The organism is Nocardioides zeae (genome assembly GCF_010686755.1).
GTDB classification, from domain to species: Bacteria; Actinomycetota; Actinomycetes; order Propionibacteriales; family Nocardioidaceae; genus Nocardioides; species Nocardioides zeae.
On record NZ_JAAGXA010000013.1, the window covers coordinates 72,836 to 96,419 of the forward strand.

25 protein-coding genes are annotated in these 23,584 nt (G+C 72.7%); 6 read left to right on the top strand and 19 right to left on the bottom strand.

From position 1 onward, the window contains the following. On the bottom strand, positions 1–999 hold the full coding sequence (gene rfbB, locus G3T38_RS17135; protein WP_163773537.1) for a dTDP-glucose 4,6-dehydratase: 999 nt from the start codon (positions 997–999) through the stop codon (positions 1–3). Positions 1,000–1,022: 23 nt separating this feature from the next. Here rfbB and rfbA point away from each other — a divergent pair, with 23 nt between their 5' ends. Beyond that, positions 1,023–1,895, top strand: coding sequence for a glucose-1-phosphate thymidylyltransferase RfbA (rfbA, locus tag G3T38_RS17140; protein WP_163773538.1), 873 nt, complete (start codon positions 1,023–1,025; stop codon positions 1,893–1,895). An 89-nt stretch (positions 1,896–1,984) separates the two neighbouring features. On the opposite strand, the gene G3T38_RS17145 is transcribed toward rfbA, so the two are convergent. Then, a complete protein-coding gene (locus G3T38_RS17145; RefSeq protein WP_163773539.1) occupies positions 1,985–3,460 on the bottom strand; it encodes a sugar transferase in 1,476 nt (491 codons plus the stop codon). A 193-nt stretch (positions 3,461–3,653) separates the two neighbouring features. Here G3T38_RS17145 and G3T38_RS17150 point away from each other — a divergent pair, with 193 nt between their 5' ends. Then, positions 3,654–5,090 (top strand): tyrosine-protein kinase domain-containing protein, encoded by a 1,437-nt coding sequence (locus tag G3T38_RS17150; RefSeq protein WP_163773540.1) that lies wholly within the window; start codon positions 3,654–3,656, stop codon positions 5,088–5,090. A 177-nt stretch (positions 5,091–5,267) separates the two neighbouring features. Here the strand turns inward: G3T38_RS17150 and G3T38_RS17155 are convergent, their stop codons facing one another. From G3T38_RS17155 to G3T38_RS17170, 4 genes are read right to left on the bottom strand one after another with little or no spacing between them, the layout of a single operon-like run. Further along, on the bottom strand, positions 5,268–7,022 hold the full coding sequence (locus tag G3T38_RS17155; RefSeq protein WP_163773541.1) for a DUF4012 domain-containing protein: 1,755 nt from the start codon (positions 7,020–7,022) through the stop codon (positions 5,268–5,270). Between the two features lie 21 nt (positions 7,023–7,043). Further along, positions 7,044–8,027 carry a CAF17-like 4Fe-4S cluster assembly/insertion protein YgfZ gene (gene ygfZ / locus G3T38_RS17160; protein WP_338037733.1) on the bottom strand — a complete coding sequence of 328 codons (984 nt, stop codon included), beginning with the start codon at positions 8,025–8,027 and terminating at the stop codon, positions 7,044–7,046. Further along, a complete protein-coding gene (locus G3T38_RS17165) occupies positions 8,024–8,491 on the bottom strand; it encodes a transcriptional repressor (protein WP_163773542.1) in 468 nt (155 codons plus the stop codon). Before G3T38_RS17165 ends, ygfZ begins: the two co-directional genes overlap by 4 nt. A gap of 2 nt (positions 8,492–8,493) precedes the next feature. After that, on the bottom strand, positions 8,494–8,988 hold the full coding sequence (locus G3T38_RS17170; RefSeq protein ID WP_163773543.1) for a heme-binding beta-barrel domain-containing protein: 495 nt from the start codon (positions 8,986–8,988) through the stop codon (positions 8,494–8,496). Between the two features lie 160 nt (positions 8,989–9,148). On the opposite strand from G3T38_RS17170, the gene G3T38_RS17175 reads away from it, so the two are divergent. After that, complete coding sequence (locus tag G3T38_RS17175; RefSeq protein ID WP_163773544.1) at positions 9,149–9,508, top strand: DsrE family protein; 360 nt, start codon at positions 9,149–9,151, stop codon at positions 9,506–9,508. Positions 9,509–9,602: 94 nt separating this feature from the next. On the opposite strand, the gene G3T38_RS17180 is transcribed toward G3T38_RS17175, so the two are convergent. The 7 genes from G3T38_RS17180 to G3T38_RS17205 form a co-directional block, all read right to left on the bottom strand. Beyond that, positions 9,603–10,037, bottom strand: coding sequence for a hypothetical protein (locus G3T38_RS17180; protein WP_163773545.1), 435 nt, complete (start codon positions 10,035–10,037; stop codon positions 9,603–9,605). A gap of 154 nt (positions 10,038–10,191) precedes the next feature. After that, positions 10,192–11,037 (bottom strand): beta-keto acid cleavage family enzyme, encoded by an 846-nt coding sequence (locus tag G3T38_RS17185; protein WP_163773547.1) that lies wholly within the window; start codon positions 11,035–11,037, stop codon positions 10,192–10,194. Positions 11,038–11,093: 56 nt separating this feature from the next. Then, positions 11,094–11,216, bottom strand: coding sequence for a hypothetical protein (locus G3T38_RS22365; RefSeq protein ID WP_275940951.1), 123 nt, complete (start codon positions 11,214–11,216; stop codon positions 11,094–11,096). A gap of 303 nt (positions 11,217–11,519) precedes the next feature. Then, entirely contained in the window at positions 11,520–12,266 is a 747-nt protein-coding gene (locus G3T38_RS17190; RefSeq protein ID WP_163773549.1) for a hypothetical protein, read from the bottom strand. 104 nt (positions 12,267–12,370) lie between these two features. Beyond that, positions 12,371–12,667, bottom strand: a complete 297-nt coding sequence (locus G3T38_RS17195) for a DUF1416 domain-containing protein (protein WP_163773552.1) — start codon at positions 12,665–12,667, stop codon at positions 12,371–12,373. A 1-nt stretch (position 12,668) separates the two neighbouring features. Beyond that, a complete protein-coding gene (locus tag G3T38_RS17200; RefSeq protein WP_163773554.1) occupies positions 12,669–13,517 on the bottom strand; it encodes a sulfurtransferase in 849 nt (282 codons plus the stop codon). A 68-nt stretch (positions 13,518–13,585) separates the two neighbouring features. After that, a complete protein-coding gene (locus G3T38_RS17205) occupies positions 13,586–14,185 on the bottom strand; it encodes a DUF4395 domain-containing protein (protein WP_338037734.1) in 600 nt (199 codons plus the stop codon). A 388-nt stretch (positions 14,186–14,573) separates the two neighbouring features. Here G3T38_RS17205 and G3T38_RS17210 point away from each other — a divergent pair, with 388 nt between their 5' ends. Beyond that, complete coding sequence (locus G3T38_RS17210) at positions 14,574–15,656, top strand: hypothetical protein (RefSeq protein ID WP_163773555.1); 1,083 nt, start codon at positions 14,574–14,576, stop codon at positions 15,654–15,656. Positions 15,657–16,047: 391 nt separating this feature from the next. On the opposite strand, the gene dapC is transcribed toward G3T38_RS17210, so the two are convergent. Continuing rightward, complete coding sequence (gene dapC / locus G3T38_RS17215; protein WP_338037735.1) at positions 16,048–17,157, bottom strand: succinyldiaminopimelate transaminase; 1,110 nt, start codon at positions 17,155–17,157, stop codon at positions 16,048–16,050. Further along, complete coding sequence (gene fdxA, locus G3T38_RS21080; RefSeq protein ID WP_163773557.1) at positions 17,154–17,477, bottom strand: ferredoxin; 324 nt, start codon at positions 17,475–17,477, stop codon at positions 17,154–17,156. The genes dapC and fdxA overlap by 4 nt, the downstream gene beginning before the upstream one ends. A 110-nt stretch (positions 17,478–17,587) precedes the next feature. Between fdxA and G3T38_RS17225 the strand changes: the two genes are divergently transcribed. Next, the gene (locus tag G3T38_RS17225; RefSeq protein WP_163773559.1) at positions 17,588–18,595 is read left to right on the top strand and encodes a GNAT family N-acetyltransferase; all 1,008 of its coding nucleotides are present in this window, start codon (positions 17,588–17,590) and stop codon (positions 18,593–18,595) included. A gap of 15 nt (positions 18,596–18,610) precedes the next feature. Here the strand turns inward: G3T38_RS17225 and G3T38_RS22805 are convergent, their stop codons facing one another. The 4 genes from G3T38_RS22805 to G3T38_RS17245 are packed head-to-tail and all read right to left on the bottom strand — an operon-like array spanning position 18,611 to position 22,213. Then, positions 18,611–20,584: a VanW family protein gene (locus G3T38_RS22805; RefSeq protein ID WP_163773561.1), complete on the bottom strand. Its 1,974-nt coding sequence runs from the start codon at positions 20,582–20,584 to the stop codon at positions 18,611–18,613. 51 nt (positions 20,585–20,635) lie between these two features. Continuing rightward, positions 20,636–21,004, bottom strand: coding sequence for a hypothetical protein (locus tag G3T38_RS17235; RefSeq protein WP_163773563.1), 369 nt, complete (start codon positions 21,002–21,004; stop codon positions 20,636–20,638). Next, positions 21,001–21,903, bottom strand: coding sequence for an N-acetyl-1-D-myo-inositol-2-amino-2-deoxy-alpha-D-glucopyranoside deacetylase (gene mshB / locus G3T38_RS17240; RefSeq protein WP_163773565.1), 903 nt, complete (start codon positions 21,901–21,903; stop codon positions 21,001–21,003). Before mshB ends, G3T38_RS17235 begins: the two co-directional genes overlap by 4 nt. Positions 21,904–21,931: 28 nt before the next feature. After that, the gene (locus G3T38_RS17245; RefSeq protein WP_163773566.1) at positions 21,932–22,213 is read right to left on the bottom strand and encodes a hypothetical protein; all 282 of its coding nucleotides are present in this window, start codon (positions 22,211–22,213) and stop codon (positions 21,932–21,934) included. 129 nt (positions 22,214–22,342) lie between these two features. Between G3T38_RS17245 and G3T38_RS17250 the strand changes: the two genes are divergently transcribed. Further along, on the top strand, positions 22,343–23,407 hold the full coding sequence (locus G3T38_RS17250; RefSeq protein WP_163773568.1) for a hypothetical protein: 1,065 nt from the start codon (positions 22,343–22,345) through the stop codon (positions 23,405–23,407). Positions 23,408–23,584 lie beyond the last annotated feature (177 nt).

The window sequence follows — 23,584 nt, forward strand, 5'->3', positions numbered from 1 at the left end:
TCACTGCCCCTTGGCTGCATAGGTTGCCTCGACGGCCCGCTTGTGCGGCCGCCACCAGGGCTCGTTGTCTCGATACCACTGGACCGTGCGCTGGAGGCCCTCGGCGAAGTCACCGAACGCCGGCTGCCACCCCAACTCCTCCCTCAGCTTCGAGGAGTCGATGGCGTAGCGCAGGTCGTGACCCGCCCGGTCGGTGACGTGGTCGAAGTCGTCGGCCGGGCGGCCGAAGGCCTCGAGGATCATACCGACGACCTCGAGATTGTTCTTCTCGCCGTCGGCGCCGATCAGGTAGGTCTCGCCGATGCGGCCCTTCTGCAGGATCGTCCAGACCGCCGAGGAGTGGTCGTCGGCATGGATCCAGTCGCGCACGTTGAGGCCCGCGCCGTAGAGCTTGGGGCGGCCGCCGTCGATGACGTTGGTGATCTGGCGCGGGATGAACTTCTCGATGTGCTGCCACGGGCCGTAGTTGTTCGAGCAGTTCGACACGGTCGCCTGCACACCGAAGGAGCGCACCCAGGCCCGCACGAGGTGGTCGGAGCCCGCCTTCGACGCCGAGTAGGGCGACGAGGGCGTGTAGGGCGTGGCCTCCGTGAAGCGCTGCGGGTCGTCCAGCTCGAGGTCGCCGTAGACCTCGTCGGTCGAGATGTGGTGGAACCGCACCCCTGCCTTGCGGACGGCCTCGAGCAGAACGAAGGTGCCCACGATGTTGGTCTGGATGAACGGGCTCGGGTCGTTCAGCGAGTTGTCGTTGTGGGACTCCGCCGCGTAGTGCACGACCGCGTCGTGGCGGGCCACGAGCGGCTCGACGACGCTCGCGTCGGCGATGTCGCCCACCACGAGCTCGACCCGGTCGGCGGGCAGGGCAGCCAGCGACTCACGGCTTGCGGCGTACGTCAGCTTGTCCAGCACCGTCACCCGCACGTCGGTGTGGGCGACGAGGTAGTGGACGAAGTTGGAGCCGATGAAGCCGGCGCCGCCGGTCACGAGGATGCGCTGCATGGTCGCAACACTAGGCTGCCCCCATGCGCGGAATCATCCTGGCCGGCGGCACCGGGTCGCGACTCCACCCGATCACCCTCGGCGTCAGCAAGCAGCTCGTGCCCGTCTACGACAAGCCGATGATCTACTACCCGCTGACCACCCTGATGCTCGCCGGCATCCGCGACGTCCTCATCATCACGACGCCGCACGACAACGAGGCGTTCCGGCGTCTCCTCGGCGACGGGTCGCAGCTGGGCGTCAGCATCACCTACGCGGTGCAGCCCAGCCCCGATGGGCTCGCCCAGGCGTTCGTCATCGGCGAGGAGCACATCGGGACGGAGTCCGTCGCTCTCGTGCTCGGCGACAACATCTTCTACGGCCCCGGCCTCGGCACCCAGCTGCGCCGCTTCGAGCACATCGACGGAGCAGCAGTCTTCGGCTACCAGGTGGCCGACCCCACGGCGTACGGCGTCGTCGACTTCGACGCATCGGGCGTGGCGACCTCGCTGGAGGAGAAGCCGACGAAGCCCCGCAGCAACTACGCCGTGCCCGGTCTGTACTTCTACGGCAACGACGTCGTCGACCGCGCCAAGGCGCTCACGCCCTCGGCGCGGGGCGAGCTGGAGATCACCGACCTCAACCGGATCTACCTGGAGGAGGGCCGGCTGCAGGTCGAGATCCTGCCCCGCGGCACCGCCTGGCTCGACACGGGCACGTTCGACTCGCTCAACGACGCGAGCAACTTCGTGCGCACGCTGGAGGGCCGCCAGGGTCTCAAGATCGGCTGCCCGGAGGAGGTCGCCTGGCGCATGGGCTGGCTCAGCGACGACGAGCTGCGGGACCGGGCCGAGCCGCTGCGCAAGAGCGGGTACGGCGCGTACCTCGAGGGCCTCCTGGGGTCGGACCTCCCCTGACCTCCCCTCACCTGCCCGAACGACACGACCGGGCTCGCCGTCCCCCAGGAAGGCGACCCCGGTCGTAGTTCGAGAGGGAACCGCAGGCGTCAGTAGGCGCCGCGGGAGCTCGCGACCGCGCCGACGGTGCGAGCGAGGATGCTCAGGTCCTGCATCATCGACCAATTGTCGACGTAGTAGATGTCGAGGCGGATCGCTTCCTCCCACGACAGGTCCGAGCGCCCGGAGACCTGCCAGAGACCGGTCATGCCGGGCAGCACGCGGAGGCGGCGACGCATGTCGTCGTCGTACGTCGCGACCTCGGCCGGCAGCGGAGGACGGGGGCCGACCAGGCTCATCTCGCCGCGGATCACGTTGAACAGCTGCGGCAGCTCGTCGATGGAGAACCGGCGCAGCCACTTGCCGGGCTTGGTGATGCGCGGGTCCTCCTTCATCTTGAAGAGACCGCCGTCGAATCCCGCCTCGGCATGCAGCGTCGCGAGCAGCTCCTCGGCGTTGGTCACCATCGAGCGGAACTTGAGGCACGCGAACTCGACGCCGTCCCGCCCGGTGCGCGTCTGCCGGAAGAGGATCGGGCCACGGTCGAAGGCCCAGACCCGCAGCGCCGCCAGCACGAGGATCGGGCTGAGCACCGTCACCAGCACGGAGGCACCGAACAGGTCGAAGGTGCGCTTCGCCCAGCGCGACGCCTTGGCCGACCGCGCCGTGTCGAGGTGCATGAGCGGGAGCCCGCCGACAGGACGGACGGTGATGCGCTCGCGGGCGACGTCGGTGACGCTCGGCGCCACCACGACCTGGGTGCGGTGCTGCTCCAGGTCCCAGGCGGCGCGGCGCATCTCGTCGGAGGTGCGGAAGGCGCCGTTGGCGAAGAAGACGATGTCGGCACCGGCTCCACCGGCCACGCAGGCCAGGTCGGCGGAGTCGCCGATGACCGGGATGCCTGACGCCGTCGTCGTGCTGACGTGTCCCGCCGGAGTGACGGCGCCCACGATGCGGTAGCCGAGCCACGACTCCCGGTCGAGCACCGCGGCGATCTCGTCGATGTGGGAGGGACGTCCCGCGATGACCACCCGGTGCTGGAGCACGCCGAGGCGGTGCGCCTTGTGGAGGGCGCGGCGCAGGGCGAACCGCCCGAGCACGAGGAGCGGGACGCCGATGACGAAGGCGAGGAGGAAGAACCCGCGCGAGAGGGGGAACTTGGCGAGGTAGCAGCCGACACCGACGACGGCCGCGGTGAGGAAGGAGGCGTTGACGACCCGCTTGTACTCGTCCGGGCCGGCCCCGAAGACCGAGCGTGCGTAGCCGCCGGACGCGGCGATCGTGGCGATCCAGGCGAAGAACATGAGCGGTCCGACCACGCCCAGCATGCCGGAGACGTCGCTCCCGACCTCGAAGAAGGCGAGCCGGTTGCGCCCCGTGATCGCGAGCGCCGCTGTCACGGCGATGGCGATCGTGTCGGTGGCCAGCGCCGTCAGCGGGATCGAGACGAGGGCCCGATGGCGGAAACCGCGGGTGGAGTCGACCGCAGCACTGTCCCGTCGCAGGGAGGTGAGGGCGAGCGTCAACGCGGGCTCCGAGAGGTCGAGAAGGGGGACGGGCCGACCCCAAGTCTGGGGCATCGAACCGCGCAGCGCACCTGCTTCCGAGAAATGACACGTACGCCACACCCGGACGTGTGATAGGCCCGAAGATCGGCGGACGAGGGACGGCACGGATAGCATGACCGACCATGGCCCAGACCACGCTGGCGGGAGAGGGATGACTCTCCGCGACTACCTGCGCATCATCCGCTCGGCGTGGCTGTCGATTGCGATCGTCACGCTCCTCTGTGTCGCCGCGAGCGCGGCGTACACCTTCACCGTCGCCCCGCAGTACGAGTCGTCGGCTCGGCTGTTCGTCAGCACCCAGGGCAGCACGACGGGGGATGCCTACACGGGCAGCCTCTACTCGCAGCAGCGGGTTGCGTCCTACGCCGACCTGATCCAGAGCCGTGAGCTCGCGGGGGACGTCATCGACGAGCTCGGGCTCGACCTCACACCATCCGAGCTCTTGGGCGGAGTGTCAGCGAGCGTCGTTCCCGACACCGTGAACCTTGAGATAACTGTGCTCCAGGCTGACCCCCAAGACGCGCAACGCATCGCGCAGGGTTACGCCGAAGCCATGGTGGCCCTCGTGCGGGAGCTCGAAACACCGCCGGGGCAGACCGTCGCACCGATCAAGGCGACGATCGTGGACCCGGCGGACTTCGACGGCACCCCCGTATCACCACAGCCAGTGCGCAACATAGCGATGGGCCTGATCCTCGGCGTCCTCCTCGGCGTTGCGTTCGCCATTCTGCGCGACTTGCTCGACAGCACCGTCAAGTCCACCGAGGACATCGCGGGGGCGACAGACGCACCCCTCATCGGTGCGATCGGCTACGACGCGTCGGTGCGCAACGACCCGCTCATCACCACGCTGCCCTCCCACGCGCCGCGGGTCGAGGCGTTCCGCGTGCTGCGCACCAACCTCCAGTTCATCGACCTCGACAAGTCCTCCAAGGTCTTCGTCGGCACCTCGGCCGTGCCGGGAGAGGGCAAGACGACCACCATGGTCAACCTGGCGCTGGCGCTCGCCCAGGGCGGCGAGCGCACCCTCCTCATCGAGTGCGACCTGCGCCGTCCCAAGGCCGCCGCGTCTCTCGGGCTCGACTCCAGCATCGGCGTCACCACCGTGTTGCTGGGGCGGGTCACGCTTGCCGACGCGGTGCAGACGCACGAGTCCGGCCTCGACGTGCTCGGCGGCGGTGCGATCCCGCCCAACCCGGCGGAGCTCATCCAGTCGGCCGCCATGAAGGACCTCCTCGCCGAGGTCCGGGAGAAGTACGACGTGGTGCTCATCGATGCGCCGCCGCTGCTTCCCGTCACCGACGCCGCGCTGCTCTCCGCGCAGGCCGACGGCGCACTCGTGATCGTGCGTCACGGCAAGACCACCGTGGACCAGCTCAACGGGGCGGTGCGACGCCTCGAGCAGGTCGACGCGGCCGCACTCGGCGTCGTCTTCAACATGACGCCGAAGGCCGGGGGCGCCTACGGCTACGGCTACGGCTACGGGTACGGCTACGGGTACGGCTACGGCCCCGAGGAGGGACGGCGCGCCGCCCGCTCCGCGAAGGACAGCGAGGACGGGGCACCGCGCGGCAAGCGCTCCCGCTGACTGACGCTCCACCGCTGATCGAAGCCCCCGGGCACCGGTACCGCCGGCACCCGGGGGCTTCGTCGTTGTTCCCTTCCGGCCGTCACCAGCGGAGAGGTTCGCCTGGTGCCCCGGGCCCGACACGGCCGACGGCGCCGACGACCCCCGGCCCGTCCCGCTCCAGCCCGCACGGGCAGCTCAGGGGCGGCAGGCCGACGTCACGGTCGAGGACAGGTCATCGGGCTCGACCCCAGCGGTCGTGTCCACCACGACGTCACCGGGTTGGCCGCGGCCGCTCGTCATGGTCCAGCGGATGTCGGCGGTGAACCCCGGGTCGAGGAACGCCAGCACGGTCAGCACCGGGCGCCCGTCGAGGTCGACGGTGGGCGCTGCGATGTAGGGCTCGTCGTTGAACATGACGTCGTCGATCTCGCCACCGACCGGTCCGATGATCTGCACCGACACGAGCTGCTTGCCCGGCTCGATCCCGTAGCGCCCGGCACCGGTGATGTAGCTGGGGAGGTCGGCCGCGTTCTCGGGCGCGTCGGAGAGCAGGTAGGCCCGCCCGGAGAGCCGCTGCTCCCCGCGGGCGCAGCTGGTCGCGGTGACGTGCACCTCGTGGCGCAGGAAGTAGGACATCTTCGCGCCCGTGGTGTCGTTGAGGTAGACGCCGACCTGCGGGTTCTCGTCCGATGGGTCGGTCACGAGCTCGCCAGCGATCCGCGTTCCGGCGACCACCGACTGCTCGGTCTCGTCGAACGAGTGCAGCTTGACCCGACCCTCGTCGACCCCGCGGGCCAGGGCCTCGATCAGCAGACGCGGGTTCCCGCCGCCCGACGCCAGGGCGTCGAACGTGGTAGCCGCGGCGGCCTCGAAGTAGGCGTCCTGGGCGGACGGCTCGTCGAAGCGCAGGTAGACCTGGTGCAGCAGCTCGTCGACCAGGTTGGACTGCGTCAGGCGCGGCCCGCCCGGCACGTCAATCGGCCCGACAGCCCCCAGCACGTAGGACAACGTGACCGGGTCGATGGCCAGGACGCCGTCGACCGGCTCGTACTCCTGCTCCCACCGCGCCTGCCACAGCTCGGCCGAGCGCGGGAAGTCGGGCGTGAAGTTCGCGTCGAGGAAGTAGGTGCCGAGCTGGCGGTTCCAGATCTCGTCCTCCGCGTCCGTCAGCGGCAGCACCGGCTCGTCCGTCATGCCGAACGAGCTGCCCGCCACCTGGCGCGTCAGGTCGATCTTGCCGTCCACCGCGGTGACGAGCGCCGCAGATCCGGGCAGGCCTCCGCCGGCGCGGATCTCGGCATTGTTCTGGAAGATCAGCAGGTATTGCCGCGGGCCGTCGGCGCCCAGCATCGACGGCATCACCTGCGCCGCGCGGTCAGCGGAGTCGAGGACGCGCGCCGCGCGCCCCACCTCGCTCACCACCTCGCGGTACTGGTCGCGCACCACCCCGACGTAGCCCTCGGAGTCGTGCTCGTCGAGCTCCGCCACCGCCCGCTGGAACGCCTCGTTGCCACGGGCCACCGGCTCCTGCAGCGCGGCGACCGCCTCGAGGTCCACCCGACCGTCGCGCGGGCTCAGCGTCTCGAGGTTGCCAGCCGTCTCCACGAGCGGCGCCAGCCCGTCCTGGGCGAGGTCGTCGAGCACCGCGCTGACGGCGCGCACACCCTCGAGGTCGTCGCCGACGAACGGCGTCCACGTCATCACCGACCACAGGGGACCGTCGGTGCGTCCGGCCGCCGAGGCGGCGTGGTCCTGCAGGCTGGCCAGGGCGGCGTCGGCCGCGGCATCGTCGCCGTCGGTGACCGCGTCCTGCAGCGTGCGCGCGTCGTCGGCCGCAGCGGCCAGGTCGGTGCTCGTGCGGACCACCAGCCAGACCCCCCACAGCACCACCCCGAGCAGGAGCACGCCGGCGAGCAGGACGGGCAGCTTCCAGCCGCGGGCAGCACGCATGGGCGTGACTCTAGCGAGGGATCAGCGCAGGCGTGGACGGACGTGCAGACCCACCTCGGGGTCGACGAGTACCTCCTGGCCCGCGGGCATGCCCTCGACCTCGAGCGTCGCGTCCAGCGCGACGTTCCGCTTCACCATCGCCAGCGCGATCGGGCCCAGCTCGTGGTGCCGCGCGGAGGTGCCGACGAAGCCGACGACCTTCTCCCCCAGCCGCAGCTCCGCGCCCGGTGTGGGCAACGTCTCCTGGGACCCGTCGAGGTGGAGCAGCGTCAGGCGCCGGGGCGGACGCCCCAGCGTGTGGACCCGCGCCACGGTCTCCTGCCCGCGGTAGCACCCCTTGTCGAGGTGCACGGCCGGGCCGATCCACCCCGCCTCGTTGGGGATCGTGCGGTGGTCGGTGTCGAGGCCGAGGCGCGGCTCGCCGCGCTCGATGCGCAGGGCCTCGAAGGCCCACAGGCCGGCCGCCGGGCCCGCCGCCGCGGCGTACGACTCCAGCTGGTCCCGCGGGACGAGCTCGTACGCCGCGTAGGGGCCGTCGCCGCGCGACGCCGGGCGCCACGTGAGCGCCCACTGCGCGGTCACGTCGGCGACCTCGACCTTCGACCAGAAGCGCATCCGGTCGAGGAACGCCACCAGGCCCGCGCCCTGGCCGGGCTCGGTGTGCGCGAGGAAGGCCTCACCGTCGTCGTACCCGAAGAAGGCGTGCTCGACGTGGCCCTGCGGACTGAGGACGAGCACGCCGGTCCACTCCCGCGGCGCGAGGTCGGTGAGGTGCTGCGTCGTCAACGAGTGCAGCCACGTCAGGCGGTCCTCCCCCGACACCCGGATCACGTCGTGGTGGGACAGGTCCACGAAGCCCTCGCCCGCCACCAGGGCGCGCTGCTCCACGTTGAACGAGCCGTAGTGCGCCGCCACGGGGGCGTCGATGCCGTTCGCGGCCACGGCTCCCGGCAGGCGCAGCAGCGGGCTGCTGGCGGGGGCGGGGCTGGGTGCGTCGGTGGTCACTGCGTCTCCTCCTCGGTCGGGCAGCGCACGCACTCCCCGAAGATGGCCAGGTGGCCGGCGTCGGCGACGAACCCGCGGCGGTCGCGGAGCGCGTCGAGGAACGGAGCGGCCTCCCCCACGTCAACAGCGGAGGTGCGCCCACACTTCCGGCAGACGAGGTGGAAGTGCTCGTGGCCGTCGTCGACGGCGTGGAAGGTGGGCGCCCGGTCGCTCAGGTGCGCGTGCCGCACGAGACCGAGGCCCTCGAGCACCTCGAGCGTGCGGTAGACCGTCGAGAGATTGACCGCCGACGACGACTTCCGCACCTCGGCGAGCACCTCGTCGGGGGTGGCGTGGCGCAGGGTCGTCACCGCTTGGAGGATGAGCTCGCGCTGGGGCGTCAGGCGGTACCCCTGCGCACGGAGGCGGGCACGCCAGTCCGGCTCGACGCCGTCCCCCGGCGCAGCCGGCTGGTGCGCGCCCACGGTCAGGCCCGCTGCAGACGGGCCCACGTGCGCGGCTGGAGGGCCTCGCCGAAGGCGGCCATGTCGTAGGCGTAGAGCAGGTCGCCCTCGACGTTGCCGTAGAGCCGCTTGCCGCCCGTCACCTCGGGGGCACCCTCGGTGCGCCCGATCGCGTCGGTCACGATCTCGACCTTGCCGCCCTCGGCCTCACCGATCCAGATCTCGACGACCCCAGACTCGTGGCTGAGCAGCAGCTCCACCTTGCCCCCGGGCAGACCGCGGAGGAAGCCGGTCTCGATCGCGTCGTCCCGGACCTTCGTGCCCTCGGCGTCCACCACCCACGAGCGCGCCATGTAGTGGAAGAACGGCCGCCCGTCGTGGGTGAAGATGAGCTCCTGGCCGAACTGGTAGGGCTCGATCGTCGGGTAGTCCCCGTGGCCGTTGCCCCGCCAGGTGCCGAGCATCCAGGCAATGGGCCCGCAGTCGGGGTGGAGGTCGACCGGCAGCTCGAACGCCATCAGGCCCGCCCTCCGGCCCCGGCGCCCACGAGGCGCGCCACCGCGCGGAGGGCCAACGCCGCGAGCCCCAGGGGCGCGGCGACGAGCACGGCGATCAGCACGGCATCCATGACGGGTGAGTCTATCGGCGCCCGTCCGCGCGTCGTCCTAGGCTGGCGGGATGCGAAGCCTGAGGATCAAGGTCACCTGCGGGGCCGAGGACGCCGAGCGCTGCAACCAGGCCTTCACGGTCGCCGCGGCAGCAGCCGCCGCAGGCGCCGACGTCGGCCTGTGGCTCACCGGCGAGGCCGCCTGGTTCGGCGTGCCCGGTCGCGCGGAGGAGTTCGCCCTCCCCCACGCTGCCCCGCTCGCCGACCTGCTCGCGACCGTGGTCGACCTGGGCCAGGTGACGGTGTGCACGCAGTGCGCCGTGCGCCGTGGGATCTCCGAGCCCGACCTGCTGCCCGGCGTGCGGATCGCCGGTGCCGCCACCTTCGCCGAGGAGATCCTGGGCGACGGCGTCCAGGCGCTCGTCTACTGAGGCGGCTCCGGCGTCGTTCACGCGTCCCGACGCACCCGGGAAATGCAGAACGGCCGCCGCCGCGAGGCGGGGGCCGTTCTGGTGAGCTGACGGATCAGGCGCGACCGGACACCGTGACCCAGACGTTCCAGGCGCGGACCGAGGGACGGAACTGCTCGTCGTCCGGCACGAACGTGATCGTCACGCGGTAGTTGGCCTTGACGCCCGGCGTGAAGGTCGGCGTCGTGAAGTAGCGGGTCGTGCCGGTGTAGCGGTACTGCTTCACCTGCACGGTGCTCGTGCCGTAGCGACGGATCGAGACGTAGGCCGTGCCGTTGAGGCGCACGCCGGGCTCACCGGCGTAGAAGATCGTGAAGCCCTTGCCCGTGCCGGCCTTGCCGACGTTGGAGATCGGGTCGGGCGTGAGGCGGGAACCCGTGGAGTACTGACCCGGGTAGCCCTCCGCAGCCTGTGCAGTTGCGGCCGAACCGGCGAGCACGCCAACGGCCATCACGACCGTGGAGATGATCGCCACGAGAAGCTTCTTCATGAGAACCCCTGACGTAGATCGAAGCGGACGGATGAACCCCTCATCCATCCGCCCCGAACTCTAGGGCATCCCGGGAGGGTTCCGGACCACTCTCGGCAAATATCGACACTTATGGTCGAAGTTCACGCTCTCGTAACGCTCCCCGAGACCCAGGTCACCGCGCCGGGGCCAATCCCAGGACCTCCCGGACCCGAGACGGTGCCATCGGCGTCCGGTGGACTAGACCACCCAGGGTCACGACCCGCTCCACGAGACGGCGGTTGCTCCCGACCGGCTCGCCCGGCGCGAGGGTGAGCGTGTCCTCCATGCCGACACGGAGGTGGCCCCCCTTGGCGAGGGCGGCCATCGCCACCGTCATCGCCGTGCGCCCGATGCCCGTCGCCGACCACGACGTGACTTGCGGCGGCAGGGCCGCGACGGCCGCGACGAGCGCGTCGGCCGTGCCCGGCATCCCACCCGGCACCCCCATGACGAGGTCGCAGTGCACCCGGTCGCCGACCGGCAGTCCGTCCTTCGCCAGGAGCCGGCCCAGGGCCGCGACGTGCCCGAGGTCGAAGAGCTCGAACTCGGGCGCGATGCCCCGCTCCCGGGCGGCGCGGTGGAGGTCGCGCACGAAGGGCCACGGGTTGAGGAAGACGTCGTCGCCGAAGTTCACGGTGCCGAGCGTGATGGAGCAGGAGTCGGGGGCGGCGTCGAGCACGCGCAGCCGGTCCTCGAGGGGGTCGTGCACCGAGCCCCCGGTGGACAGCTGCACGACGAGCGCCGTCGACTCCCGCAGCGCGGCGACCGTCTCGCGCAGGAGCCCGGGATCGAGCGTCGGGCGGTGGTCGGCGTCGCGCACGTGGACGTGGATCAGTCCCGCACCCGCCGCCTCGCACTCCTTCGCCGTCGCGACGAGCTCGTCGAGCGTCGTCGGCAGGTCCGGGCAGTCCGCCTTGGCGGTCTCGGCCCCCGTGGGGGCGACGGTGATGAGCAGGTCGTCGACGACGGTGTCAGCCATCCCGCCATGCTGGCAGAAGATCCTGCGGTCGAGAACACCTCCGGCGGGAGGATCTCCTACGGCGTGCGGGTCACCGCGAGGTAGCAGAGCACGAGAGTGACGATCGACAGGATGACGAGCAGCGAGTACTGCAGCGCCCTCACCAGGCGACGCTCCTCAACCGGACTGCGACGAGCCATGTGCCCCTGAACCCTCCCCTGACGTGACGTTGGCGCTCACCCCTAAGGGTGGCACCGATTGCTACCGCCGGAGAACCATGTCTGGACCAGCGGTGCCGTGACCTTCCCCACGACCACGCTCAGGGGTGATAGGCCGGGTGGTGCGGACAGCTGTCGCCGTACTTCATCCGGCACCGCACCGCGCGGGCCAGCCGCTTCATCCTGCGCACTCAGAGCTCCTCGGATCGCCGTGGTCTCGACACGAAGACGCTAGGGCGGACGTCAGCGGATCCCGCCGCCCTTGCGGCAACGTTGAGGGCGCGTCTAGACCACCGGGGGCAGCGACCCCGGCGTGCCCAGCCCCGCGCGGAACCGCGGGTCGGCAGCCGCTCGCCCCACGACGTACGCCGCGGTCTCCGCGCCGCCCGCCAGCCAGCGCGTGCGGAGGGTGAGCGGGCGGACCCGCCACGAACGGACCGGAGGGCCGTGGCGGTCCACCACCGGCCGGGCGCCGTCGTGCAGCGCGATCTCCAGCGGTTCCCCGGGATCGACGCGGGCGATCGCCGTCCACGGCACCTCCCACGTCGTGCCGAGGTGCTCCGCGATGACCCGGTGCGGGGTCAGCCAGACGCCGCCCGCGGTGTCCCGCCCGGGCGCGGCGACCACGAGGAACGCGACACCCGCGAGCCCGCAGGCCGACGCCAGGAGCCAGTGGGCGGAGACGAGGGCGAGCACCGCCCCGATGAGCAGTGTCACACCGGTCCCGAGCAGCACCCGGGTGACGTTCTGGACGACCGCCCGGTCGCGCGGCAGGAACAGGGCCGGCTCGCCCCCGCGCAGCACGACGAGCGTCGGTGCGGGCGGGTGGCGCTCCCCCGCGACGTACGCACGCTCCTGGGCCACCCCGCCCGCCAGCGCGACGCAGAGCAGGAGACCCGGCACGAGCACCACGCCGTTGCCGCTGCCGAGGAGGAGGGCGAACCCGAGCAGCGTGACCACCGGCGCGACGATGCCGAGGACGACGAGCGCGCCGCGGCGCACGACGACGAGGTCGGAGGCGGGAGACGGCACCGGACCAGTGAACCGCATCGGCGCCAGGACGCCGACGGGCCCCGGAGCAGTGCTCCGGGGCCCGTGCGGTGGTGCTGTGCTGGTGGTGCGCTGCTGACCGTTGGTCAGATCGCGATCTCGACCTCGGCGACGACGCCGGTGCGGGCGACGACCGTGCGGTCGACGGTCTCCGCCTTCGGGGCGAGCGTGCGCAGGGTCCACTCGCCGTCGCCGGCGAAGAACCGGAAGTGGCCCGTCGCGGAGGTCGGGACCTCCGCGGTGAACTCACCGGTGCGGTCGAGCAGACGCACGTAGGCGCTCTCGACGGGCTCGCCGTCGCGCAGCACCTGGCCCTGGATCACGGCCTCCTTCGCGACGTTGACGCCGTCGAGGGAGAGGCCGCCCTTCGTTGCTCCGCACATGTCAGGCCTCGCCGGGCTCGTCGCCGAGGGCCACGGGCACGCCCACGAGGGAGCCGTACTCGGTCCACGAACCGTCGTAGTTCTTCACGTTCTGGTGGCCGAGGAGCTCCTTGAGCACGAACCACGTGAGCGACGAGCGCTCACCGATGCGGCAGAGCGCGATCGTGTCCTTGGAGTCGTCGATGCCGGCGTCGGCGTAGAGGGCCTTGAGGTCCTCATCCGACTTGAAGGTGCCGTCGTCGTTGACGTTCTTGCTCCACGGCACGTTGATCGACGTGGGGACGTGGCCGGCACGCTGCGCCTGCTCCTGCGGGAGGTGGGCCGGGGCGAGGAGGCGACCCGCGTACTCGTCGGGGCTGCGCACGTCGACGAGGTTCTGCACGCCGATGGCGGCGACGGCGTCGTCACGGAAGGCGCGGATGGAGCGGTCCTGCTCCTGCGCGACGTACTGCGTGGCGGCGCGCTCGGGCACCTCGTTCGTCAGCTCGCGGGACTCGAGCTCCCACTTCTTGCGGCCGCCGTCGACCAGCTTGACGTTCGTGTGGCCGTAGAGCGTGAAGTACCAGAACGCGTAGGCCGCGAACCAGTTGTTGTTGCCGCCGTAGAGCAGCACCAGGTCGTCGTTGGAGATGCCCTTGCGGGACAGGAGCTCCTCGAACTGCTGCTTGTTGACGAAGTCGCGGCGGACCTGGTCCTGCAGCTCGGTCGTCCAGTCCAGCTTCACGGCGCCACGGATGTGGCCCTTGTCGTAGGACGTGGTGTCCTCGTCGACCTCGACGACGACGATGCCGTCGGTGTCGAGGTTGTCCTCGACCCACTGCGTGGAGACGAGTGCGGACTCGCGGCTCATGGTTGGTGCCTTTCGGTTGTGGTGCTGGACGTCGGGTGGGTGGTGCGGTGGTGCGGGGGCGTGCCGGGTCAGGCGGTCGCGCGCTTGGCCAGCAGGTAGACCTCGCAGCCCAGGCAGAACGCGAACACCGCGTTCAGCAGGGCCGCGACGAGGGCGAAGCCGACGGCCACCTGGCCGACGAGGGTCGCCCCGAGCAGGTACGCCGCCAGCGCGACCACGACGAACCCGAGGCCCACGGCCTGGGCGAAGCGCGGCGGCGCCGGGTCCTCCAGCTCCGTGGGCGGCTGCAGGCGGGGACGGACGAGGGTGCGGAACACCCAGCCGTACGGCGCGTGCTGCGGCCCCGCCGCCGCCCCGACCGCGAAGACCGCGGCCTGGAGACCGAGCAGCACGAGCGCCGCCGTGCTGTCGCCCAGGAGGAGGGTGACGGCCAGCACGACCGAGGTGATGGCGGCGGCGACCTGCGGGCCGCGGGGGTCGATGCCGGCCGGGACCTGGGGGCGCGTGCCCGGCGTGAGCGCGGCAGAGTCGGTGGACATGGAGTTCCTGACGGTGGTGTTCGGGGTGCGGGGCTGCTGGTCGGCGTCGTCGGGGCCCAGGTGGACGTGCCGGTGGGCGTGGACGTCCCGCGGCGCGGAGGGGCGGCGGTCGATCAGGAGCAGCGACACAGGGCGGAGCGCACGCGGCAGTGGTCGACTGCGCGTCGCTTCGTCAGCAAGGTCGTGAACACGTCGCCCAATGTAGGCGGATGCTGGGTGGGCGCGAATTCGGCGTCCGGATGGTGGGACCGGTGTTCGGTGGGTGAGATGGGGTGGGGGGCTTGGGTTGTCGGGCTGGGGCGCACGATCCCGTGGTCGCGAAATGTGCGGTTGGGGTGGGTCTGGTCGCGCCCGGCCTGTCCCGACGTCCCATTTCGCTGGGGTGGGGTAGGGGCTGAGGCGGACCCGCGACGACGCCGGCCCGCTGGACGTCCCCAGGCGCTCGCCGGGCCGGACCCCTCCACAGGCCGTCACCGGACGGCTCCGGGAGCGCCGGGGGTGGGGCAGCGTCGTACCCGTGTCCCTGGACGACGACCTCGACCTCCCCGCCGACCTGCGCCTCGGGCGTTCGCGGCAGGCCGGGTGGGAGCGGGTGACGCGCGGGGTCCATCGCCGGTCGGGCGCGGAGGAGGCCGAGCTGCTGGACCTGCGCGGGTTCCAGGAGGCGCTGCCGGACGACGCCGTGCTGACGGGGCTGACCGCTGCACGGGTGCGGGGGTGGTGGCTGCCGGGGCTTCCCGACGACGTGCCCGTGTTCGCCGCGACGAAGGTCGGCACCGGTCAGTCGCGGCGCCCGGGCGTGCGCTTGATCCGCGCGGTCGAGGCCCCGGATGTCGAACGCGTCGGGGACCTGCGGCTGGCGTCGCCGGTGCGGACGCTCCTCGACTGCGGCCGCGTGCTGGGGCCGCTGGACCTCGCGGTCGTCGTCGGCGGGGCGCTCCGGCCGCAGGGAGATGCACGTGGCGTGGGTCCCGCCGAGGTGGAGGCGGCCGCGGGGCGACCCGGCGTGCGGGGGGCGAGTGCCCTCCGCGCGGCGCTGGCACTCCTGGTCGATCCCGGTCGGGCCGAGTCCGCACCGGAGGTCACGCTGGGGGCGTTGTGCCGCACGCTGCGGGTCCCGGTCACTGCGCAGCACGAGGTGCAGGCGGCCGACGGCTCCTTCGTCGCGCGCGGCGACCTGTGGATCCCGGGCACGAGGACGCTGGTGGAGTACGACGGCGCCGGCCACCGCGAGAAGGAGGCGTACGCCGACGGGTTGCGTCGCGACCGACGGCTCAGGACGGAGGGCTGGGGGCGGATCGCCGTCACGCAGCACGACCTCGGGGAACGGTCGCAACAGCTGGCGCGGGAGCTGTACGACGCGGCGGGCCTCCCCCACGACCAGCGGCGGGTGCTGACGTGGTGGCGGATGCTGCGCACCAGCGGCGAGACCCCCGCCGGACGGGCGTGGCTGAGCTCGCGCTGGGCGCTGCGGACCAATGCACGGCGGGACCCGGTTCCGGACGAGCTTCCGGGCGAGCTTCCGGGCGAGCTTCCGGGCGAGGGCCCGTGCGAGGCCGGGGACGTCGAGCCCGAGGTCGACGGGCGCCGGGCGGCGTAGGCGAGCCGGTGTGGGGCGGGCGCCCCGCCAAGCGGCCCAGAAGTGTGCAGCTGGGGCCGGTCCGACACGATGCCAGTTGCTCCAACCGCACATTTCGCACCGGGCCGGGGCCGGGGCCGAGGCCGAGGCCGGGGCGGGCGCCCCGCCAAGCGGCCCAGAAATGTGCAGCTGGGGCCGGTCCGGCGCAACCAGACCCACCCCAACCGCACACTTCGCGGGTCGGCGCGGCGCCGAGGCCCCAGCCACCACCCCGCGAGGGCCGAAATGTGCCGCTGGGGCAGGCCCGGCGCAACCAGACCCACCCCAACCGCACACTTCGCGGCCCCGGCGCGGCGCCGAGCCCCGAAGCCCCAGCCCCAGGCCCCAGGCCCCAGGCCCCAGGCCCCAGGCCTCAGCCCAAGCGCGCGACGGCGGCGTCGATGCGCTCGTCGGTCGCGGTGAACGCGACGCGCACGTGCTGGCGCCCGGCGGCGCCGTAGAACGCACCCGGCGCCACGAGGATCCCGCGCTCGGCGAGCCACGCGACGGTGTCCCAGGCGTCCTCGCCGCGGGTGGACCACAGGTAGAGCGATGCTTCCGAGTGGTCGATCCGAAACCCGGCCCGCTCCAGGGCGGAACGCAGGCGGGTGCGGCGGGCGGCGTACCGGCTGTGCTGCTCCAGCGCGTGCGTGTCGTCACCGAGAGCGGCGATCATCGCGTGCTGCTGCGGCAGCGGCATGATGAGGCCGAGGTTCTTCCGCACGGCGAGGAGCTCGCCCACCACGGCCGGGTCGCCGGCGACGAAGGCGCAGCGGTAGCCGGCCAGGTTCGACCGCTTCGACAGCGAGTGGATGGCGAGAATGCCCTCGTGGGAGCCGCCCGAGACGTCGGGGTGCAGCACCGACGCGACGGGGCCGTCCCAGCTGTTCTCGATGTAGCACTCGTCGCTGACCAGCAGCACCCCACGCTCGCGGCACCACTCGACCACCTTGCGCAGGTGGGCCGGGGGCAGCACGCGGCCGGTGGGGTTGGACGGGCTGTTCAGGTAGAGCAGCGCCGGCACCCGCGGCCCGATCGCCGTCAGCGAATCGGTCGCCAGCGACTCCGCGCCCGCGAGGGCGGCGCTGACCTCGTACGTCGGGTACGCGACCTCCGGCAGCACCACGAGGTCGCCCGGGCCGATGCCCAGGTGCAGCGGGAGCGCCGCGATGAGCTCCTTCGAGCCCACCACCGGCAGCACGCCGTCGAGCCCGAGGCCCGTCACGCCGTGGTTGCGCGCCAACCAGTCGATGGCCGCCTGGCGCACGGCCGGGATGCCGATCGTCGTCGGGTAGCCCGGCGCATCGGCGGCCGCGGCCAGCGCGGCCTGTGCGACCGCGGGGGTCGGGTCCACCGGCGTACCGATGGACAGGTCGACGATGCCGTCAGGGTGGGCGCGCGCCCGCTCGGCGTGCACCACCAGACCGTCCCAGGGGAAGTCGGGCAGGCGCTGGGAGACGGCGCGCCGCGCCGGGGCGCTCACTCCTGGTTCTGGGGCGGCAGGGCGGCGATGAAGGGGTGGTCGGCCTCGATCACGCCCATCTTCGCTGCGCCGCCGGGCGAGCCCAGGTCGTCGAAGAAGTTCACGTTGGCCGTGTAGTACTCCTTCCACTCCTCCGGGGTGTCGTCCTCGTAGTAGATGGCCTCCACCGGGCAGACCGGCTCGCACGCGCCGCAGTCGACGCACTCGTCGGGGTGGATGTAGAGCATCCGGTTGCCCTCGTAGATGCAGTCGACCGGACACTCGTCGACGCACGCGCGGTCCTTGACGTCCACACACGGCTGGGCGACGACGTACGTCATCTCGGGGTCCTCCTGGAGTCACGGGCACGTGGTCGTGCCTTGGTGGAGCGGGGTCGATCGGGATGCAGCGGGCGCGGATCACGCGCGGCCGCCAGCCTAGTATCCGCGAGGTGACCTCCCCCGACGAACCCCACGATGTGAGCAGCGGTGTGAGCAGCGGAGCACCCGCCACCGGGGCCCACGGCCTGGGCCCGCACGTCGTCGGTACCCGGGTCGTCGTGCGCCGACTCGTCCCCGGCGAGACCGGCCCCACCGGCGGGCCCGCGTTCACCGACGTGCTGGGGGTGGCGGAGACGTGGTGGCCCGACCTCGTCGTACGGCGCGAGGACGGCACCGCCGTCACCGTCCCGCACGCGCTCATCGTCTCGGGCAAGCCCGTCCCGCCCCGCGCCAGCCGGCTCCAGCACGTGCCGGGCGGTGAGGTGCAGCGACGCGTGCGCGGGCTGTGGCCCGGCGAGACCGCCGCGCTGGGCGACTGGCTCCTCCAGGTGTCCCCGCCGCACGAGGGACGGGTGCGGCGGCGCGCCAGCTCGGTGCTCGCCTACGGCAGCCCCGACCGCCCGCTCGGCGAGGCGCTCGCGGCGATCCAGGACTGGTACGCCGCCCGCGACCGCCGCCCGGAGCTGTGCGTCGCGGTGGGCTCGGCCGAGGAGACCGCGTTGCGGGCCGAGGGCTGGACGGAACCGGCGGACTTCGCGGGACACGCCGTCGCGGTGCAGGTCGGCTCCGTGGCGCGACTGCGGCGCGCCCTCGGCGCGAGCCCGCACACCGCGGCGACCGGCACCGTCGCGACCGAGCACGGACCGGTCGCCGGCGCGGCGCCCGACGTCGAGCGGGTGCGGGTGTCGGTGACCGCCAGCGGCGACCGGATCGCCACCGGCCTCGCCGACCTCCGGGGCGACTGGGCGTGCGTGCACGACGTGCGAACGGACGCGGCGTACCGGCGCACGGGGCTCGCGCGACGCATCGTCGCCGGGCTCCTCGACGAGGTCGCCGAGCGGGGCGTCACCACCGTCGTGCTGCACGTGCTGACGACGAACGACCCGGCGCTGGCGCTCTACGCGGGGCTCGGGTTCGAGGAGCACCACACGGCGACGTACCTCGGCCCACCGCGCTAGCGCGGGACGGGAGCCTCAGCCGCCCGTGCCCGCCTCGCCCGGCTCCACCGGGTCGGCCTGCTCGACCGGCGGCGGCGTCGGCTCCGGCTCGGGCGAGACGCAGCGGATCGTCGGGGTCGGGCTGTAGGTCCAGCTGAAGTCCTCGGTGCGCACGATCTCGTCCGACCCCGCCTCGCGGAAGATCCGGTCGTAGTCGACCGAGAAGCCGCTCGACCCGCTCTGCGGCTCGCAGTCCGCCGTGTCGAGGGTGCGGGTGCTCGAGCTGGTGACGGCGTAGCGGCCCGAGACGTCGGACTCGATGTCCCACACCTTCGTCGACCACATGCGCACCGTGATCGAGCCGCGGTTGCCCGGCGAGCTGGGGCTGAGCACCGCCTGCACGAGCACGCCGTGCTCGGTGTCGTTCTCGAACTTCAGGTCCACCGTCGGCCACGCCACGGTCGCCTCGCGACCCTCGGGGTAGCGGTCGATGTAGAGCGAGTGGGGCTTGTGCTCGACGTCCTTGAGGCCCGCGAAGTACGCCGCGTTGAACGTCGTCGTCGCCATCTGCGAGACGCCGCCGCCGGGCTCGGAGCGGAAGACACCGTTGGAGATGATGAACCCGTCGGTGAAGCCGTTCTCGTAGGTGCGCTCCCCCACGATCCCGTTGAGCGAGAAGACGTCGCCGGGCTTGAGCACGGTGCCGTCGATCAGCTCGGCCGCACGGCCGATGTTGGTGTTCCGGTACGCCGCGTGCGGGTAGTACGTCGTGAACTCGCTGACCTCCTCGACGATGCCGAGGGCCTCCGCGTCGGCCGTCGTGAACTCGGGCTCGACGGCCTCCGCCTCGACGGTGCCCTCCCGGCTGCCCTCGGGGGCGGTCACGATCTCGGTGAAGACCGAGGCCAGCGTCTCCGGCAGGAAGTCGACGCCGGGCTCCGCGGGCACGACGACGGGGGCGCCGTTCTCGATGACGACGGTGGCGTCGACCGGGCGGCCCGGGTCGCCCACGCGGTCGTCGACGAGATCCTTCAGCACGGCGCCGTCGACACGGCCCACGAGGGCGCCGTCCTCGGCGACCATCGACACGGCCGGCGCGTACTCCACCGGGGCGAGCTCGACCGGCGTCTCGCCGAAGACGAGCGTCACGGGACCGGACATCGCCGGCTCCGCGAAGGTCGCCAGCGCGGTCTCCACGTCGGCGGCGTCGATGCTCGGCGCCACGTCGGTGAGGGTCAGCTCGACGGTGCTGTCCTCGGCGACGAAGGCGTCCTCGATGGCCGGGAGGGCCTCGTCCCGCTCGAAGCCGCGGCCCGGCATCGGGTCGGTGACGACGGGCTGGCCGTCGGTGAAGGTGATCGCACCCTCGACGGGCGGCTGGCCGGCCGCCTCCTCGAGCCCGCCGAGGAACTCCTCGACGGCCGCGTCGTCCGCGTCCACCACGGCGGGCAGCTCGTCGCCGCCCGTGAAGTAGTCCCACAGCCGGCCCGGCGCCCAGCTGCGCTCGCCACCGGCGGCGGCGACGGACGCTGCGTAGTCCACCTCGAGGCCGGCGGCCGCCGGGTCGAGCTCGTCGGACAGGTCCGAGTCCGCGACCGTCACCGAGATCGGGCGCTGCAGGCGCTCGGCGAGGCCGTCCTCGAGCTCCTGCTCCGCCTCGGCCTGCGTCAGGCCGCCGATGTCGACACCCGCCACGGTCGTGCCCCGGGCGACCTTGTCGCCCGCGACCGCGTAGGCCGCGCCGTACAGCCCCGCCGCCAGCAGCACGAGCGCCAGCGCGGAGAGGGCCACGACCCGGCCCGTACGGCGCTGCTTCACCACCGGCTCCTCCGTCGGCTCGTCGGGCTGGTCGGGCTGGTCGGGCTGGTCGGGCTGGATCAGCGAGAGGCGCTCGGTGTCGGGGGCCTGCTCGGGACTCGCCGCGGACGGCCGCACGACGGGGCGCTCGGCGGTGTCGCCGCCCTCGAAGCCGGCGTCGGGCCGGTCGGCGGGCTCGTCAGCGTCAGTCACGGGCGTCATCCTAGGTATGCCGGGTCGGCGCGCCGAGTCCGTGCACCCCGTTCACCCCTTCGGAGGGTCCGGGCGGCCCCCCGCCGGGCGGCGGTCGAGGCCACCGGCGAGCGCGACCACACCGGCGAGCGCGACGAGGAAGCCGAGCGCGAGGATCCCGTAGCCCTTCCCGTCCGACGCGACCGCGAAGTCGCCCTTGGCGTTGCCGTTGAGCACCAGCAGCAGCATCGCGACCCACCCCCCGGCGAACGAGCACCAGGCCAGCCGGGTCGGCGGGAGCGCGAGGAAGACGGCGGCGGCCGTCGCCGCGGCGAGCGCGATGCCCCACCAGTGTCCGCCGGCGATCACCGAGGCGAACCCGCTCACCGCGCCCACGACGGCCAGGCCGAGGGCGAGCGCGACGCGGCGGGCGGGCGTCACAGCCCGGCGAACAGGTCGGTCTCCCACCCGTCGGCGTCGACCGGGCCGAGCTCGCCCTTGGCGATCCGGTAGTGCTCGACCCCCCAGATCGCCGTGCCGAGGTTGTTGGAGAGGGCGAAGAAGGGCCCGTCCACGGTGATCTGCGTGGCGTGGGCGCGCATCGCGTCCATCTTCTTGTCGGCCAGGGCACCGGCGTCGACCCGGCACGCGATGTCGGCGTCGGGCGACCCCATGGGCATCGGGCCCTCGGGGTCCATGCCCTCGAAGGTCGTGGTGTCCCCCGCGGCACGGAGCTTGCGGAGCCCGTCGCGCAGCTGGGTCTCGGACATCGCGCCCCAGTAGATCTTGGCGATGTCGTGGGCCTCGCCCAGGTCGCGGCGGTAGGACGGCACGGCGGCGAGCTGCGCGGCGTACATCGCCACCCGGTGCGCCTGGATGTGGTCGGGGTGCCCGTAGCCCCCGAACTGGTCGTAGGTCACCAGCACCTGCGGGCGCACCTCGCGGATGATCGCCACGAGGTGGTCGGCCGCCTCGGTGAGGTCCGCGTTGGCGAAGGCCCGCTCGTCGGTCTCGTCGGCCGCGATCGCGTGGCCGTCGGGGTGCCACTTCATGCCGGAGTCGCGGTAGCGCCCGAACCCGCCCAGGAAGCGGTGGTCGGTGACGCCGAGGATCGCCATCGCGTCGGCGAGCTCGCCCCTGCGGTGCTCCCCGAGGGCGTCGTCGCGGTCGGCGGCCAGGTGCTCGAGCTCGGGCACGAGCACCTCGCCCATCTCGCCGGCCGTGCAGGTCACGAGGGTGACGCCGCGGCCCTCCGCGACGTACTTCGCCATCGTCGCGCCCTGGCCGATCGTCTCGTCGTCGGGATGGGCATGGACGAGCAGGAGGTGCTGGTTGGTCACGGAGCGAGCGTACGGCGCGGCACCGACATCACTGCTGCGGGCGCTTGATCCGCTTCGGGGCCGTGGGGAGCACGAGGGGCGGGGGCGGCGCCACCGGCTGGGCCTCCTCGGCGTCGAACCACCCGTCGAGGTCGTCGCACACGACCTCGAGCACGAAGGGCGGCGCGTCGCTCACGACCGCCCAGGGCTGGTCCTCGTCGTCGTCCTCGCCGGCGAGCCGCTCGCGCTCGACCACGGCGTCGTACCCGTCCCGCCGCAGGCGTGCCACGGCGGCGTCGGCGGCGTCGGGGTCGAAGAAGATGGCGCGCACGGCTCCATTCTGGACCCGGGCGCTGGGTCGGCGTTCGGCCCAGGCGGAGAACGCACCGCCTGGGCCGCCCCAGAGGGCGTCCGGCGGTGCGTTCTCCGCTGTTGTGAACAGTCCCCGTAGCGTCGGGGGATGACCGCCGCGCTCCACGTCCGCCGCACGCCCTCCCGCGAGCCCCTCGTCGTCGAGCTCGCCGCCCGGACCGGCACCCGCCCCGGGCTCGCCGCCCTGCTCGCCGACCTCGACCGCCGGGCGCACCGCAGCGTCCTGCCCCGCCTCCTCGGCCGCCGCGTCGCCGCCGCCTGGGGCTGGGACGCCGAGGACCGCCGCAACGAGTGGTGGCCGCAGGGCGTGTCGACCACGGTCGACGCGACCGGGCTCGGCACGGTCCCGGAGGGCATCGCGGGCCGGCGGGTGGCGGTCGTGTCGTCGTACGCGAAGGCGGTGCCGGGCCCCGACGGACCGATGAAGCAGGGCGCGCGGCTGACGTTCCTCGACCTCGACACCGGGGCCTACCGGCACGTGCTGCTGGTGAAGCCGGTACGCCGCGACGACGGCATCGTCGGCCACGAGCCCGTGCCGGTCCACGCGGGCGGCGTCGTCTGGTCGGGGTCGTGGCTGCACGTCGCCGCCACCGGGAAGGGCTGCGTGTCGGCACACCTCGACGACCTCGTGCACCTGGGGGACGGCGAGCGGGGCACGGCGTTCGGCTACCGCTGGGTGCTGCCCACGCGCGTCGACCACCGCGGCGGCGCGGACGAGGGCACCGACAAGCTGCGCTGGTCGTTCCTGTCCCTCGACGTCGGGACGCGGTCGCTGGTGGTGGGCGAGTACGGGCGCGGCGAGAAGTCGACGCGGATCGCACGCTTCCCGCTCGCCGACGACGGCCTCCCGGCGGGGTCGGCCGAGGACGCCGCGCTGACGCGGGCCAGCGAGGTGATCGACACGGGCGTGAAGGGGATGCAGGGGGTGGCGTCGGTCGACGGCCGGCTGCACGTGACCACGTCGCACGGCGGGTGGCTGCCCGGCAGCCTCGTCACCGCCCGGTCCCACGACGCGCGCGGGTGGCGCCGCACCGTGGCCGCGGCGCCCATGGGCCCCGAGGACCTGTCGTGGTCGCCGGCCGAGCGCCTGCTGTGGACCCCCACCGAGCACCCCCACCGGCGGTGGCTCGTCGCGCTGCGGCCGGTGGGGTGAGGCCTCTGGCACTTTCCCCGGTCGACCGGGGAAAGTGCCACTTCGACCATGGCGGTGTCCATCGGTCTAAGCAACGGTCATGCTGCTGCCGGGTTGGCGAGCAGCTCGGCCAGCGCTTGGGCTGGTGTCCGTAGGTCGAGGGTAGGTCGTGGGCGTTGGTTGAGGGTTGCGGCGATC

What these genes read in the sequence shown, in the direction of transcription:
- rfbB (WP_163773537.1), bottom strand. Translation starts at nt 999, where the DNA reads ATGCAGCGCATCCTCGTGACCGGCGGCGCCGGCTTCATCGGCTCCAAC.
- rfbA (WP_163773538.1), top strand. Translation starts at nt 1,023, where the DNA reads ATGCGCGGAATCATCCTGGCCGGCGGCACCGGGTCGCGACTCCACCCG.
- G3T38_RS17150 (WP_163773540.1), top strand. Translation starts at nt 3,654, where the DNA reads ATGACTCTCCGCGACTACCTGCGCATCATCCGCTCGGCGTGGCTGTCG.
- G3T38_RS17155 (WP_163773541.1), bottom strand. Translation starts at nt 7,022, where the DNA reads ATGCGTGCTGCCCGCGGCTGGAAGCTGCCCGTCCTGCTCGCCGGCGTG.
- G3T38_RS17170 (WP_163773543.1), bottom strand. Translation starts at nt 8,988, where the DNA reads ATGGCGTTCGAGCTGCCGGTCGACCTCCACCCCGACTGCGGGCCCATT.
- G3T38_RS17175 (WP_163773544.1), top strand. Translation starts at nt 9,149, where the DNA reads ATGCGAAGCCTGAGGATCAAGGTCACCTGCGGGGCCGAGGACGCCGAG.
- G3T38_RS17180 (WP_163773545.1), bottom strand. Translation starts at nt 10,037, where the DNA reads ATGAAGAAGCTTCTCGTGGCGATCATCTCCACGGTCGTGATGGCCGTT.
- G3T38_RS17185 (WP_163773547.1), bottom strand. Translation starts at nt 11,037, where the DNA reads ATGGCTGACACCGTCGTCGACGACCTGCTCATCACCGTCGCCCCCACG.
- G3T38_RS22365 (WP_275940951.1), bottom strand. Translation starts at nt 11,216, where the DNA reads ATGGCTCGTCGCAGTCCGGTTGAGGAGCGTCGCCTGGTGAGGGCGCTG.
- G3T38_RS17195 (WP_163773552.1), bottom strand. Translation starts at nt 12,667, where the DNA reads ATGTGCGGAGCAACGAAGGGCGGCCTCTCCCTCGACGGCGTCAACGTC.
- G3T38_RS17200 (WP_163773554.1), bottom strand. Translation starts at nt 13,517, where the DNA reads ATGAGCCGCGAGTCCGCACTCGTCTCCACGCAGTGGGTCGAGGACAAC.
- fdxA (WP_163773557.1), bottom strand. Translation starts at nt 17,477, where the DNA reads ATGACGTACGTCGTCGCCCAGCCGTGTGTGGACGTCAAGGACCGCGCG.
- G3T38_RS17250 (WP_163773568.1), top strand. Translation starts at nt 22,343, where the DNA reads ATGACCGCCGCGCTCCACGTCCGCCGCACGCCCTCCCGCGAGCCCCTC.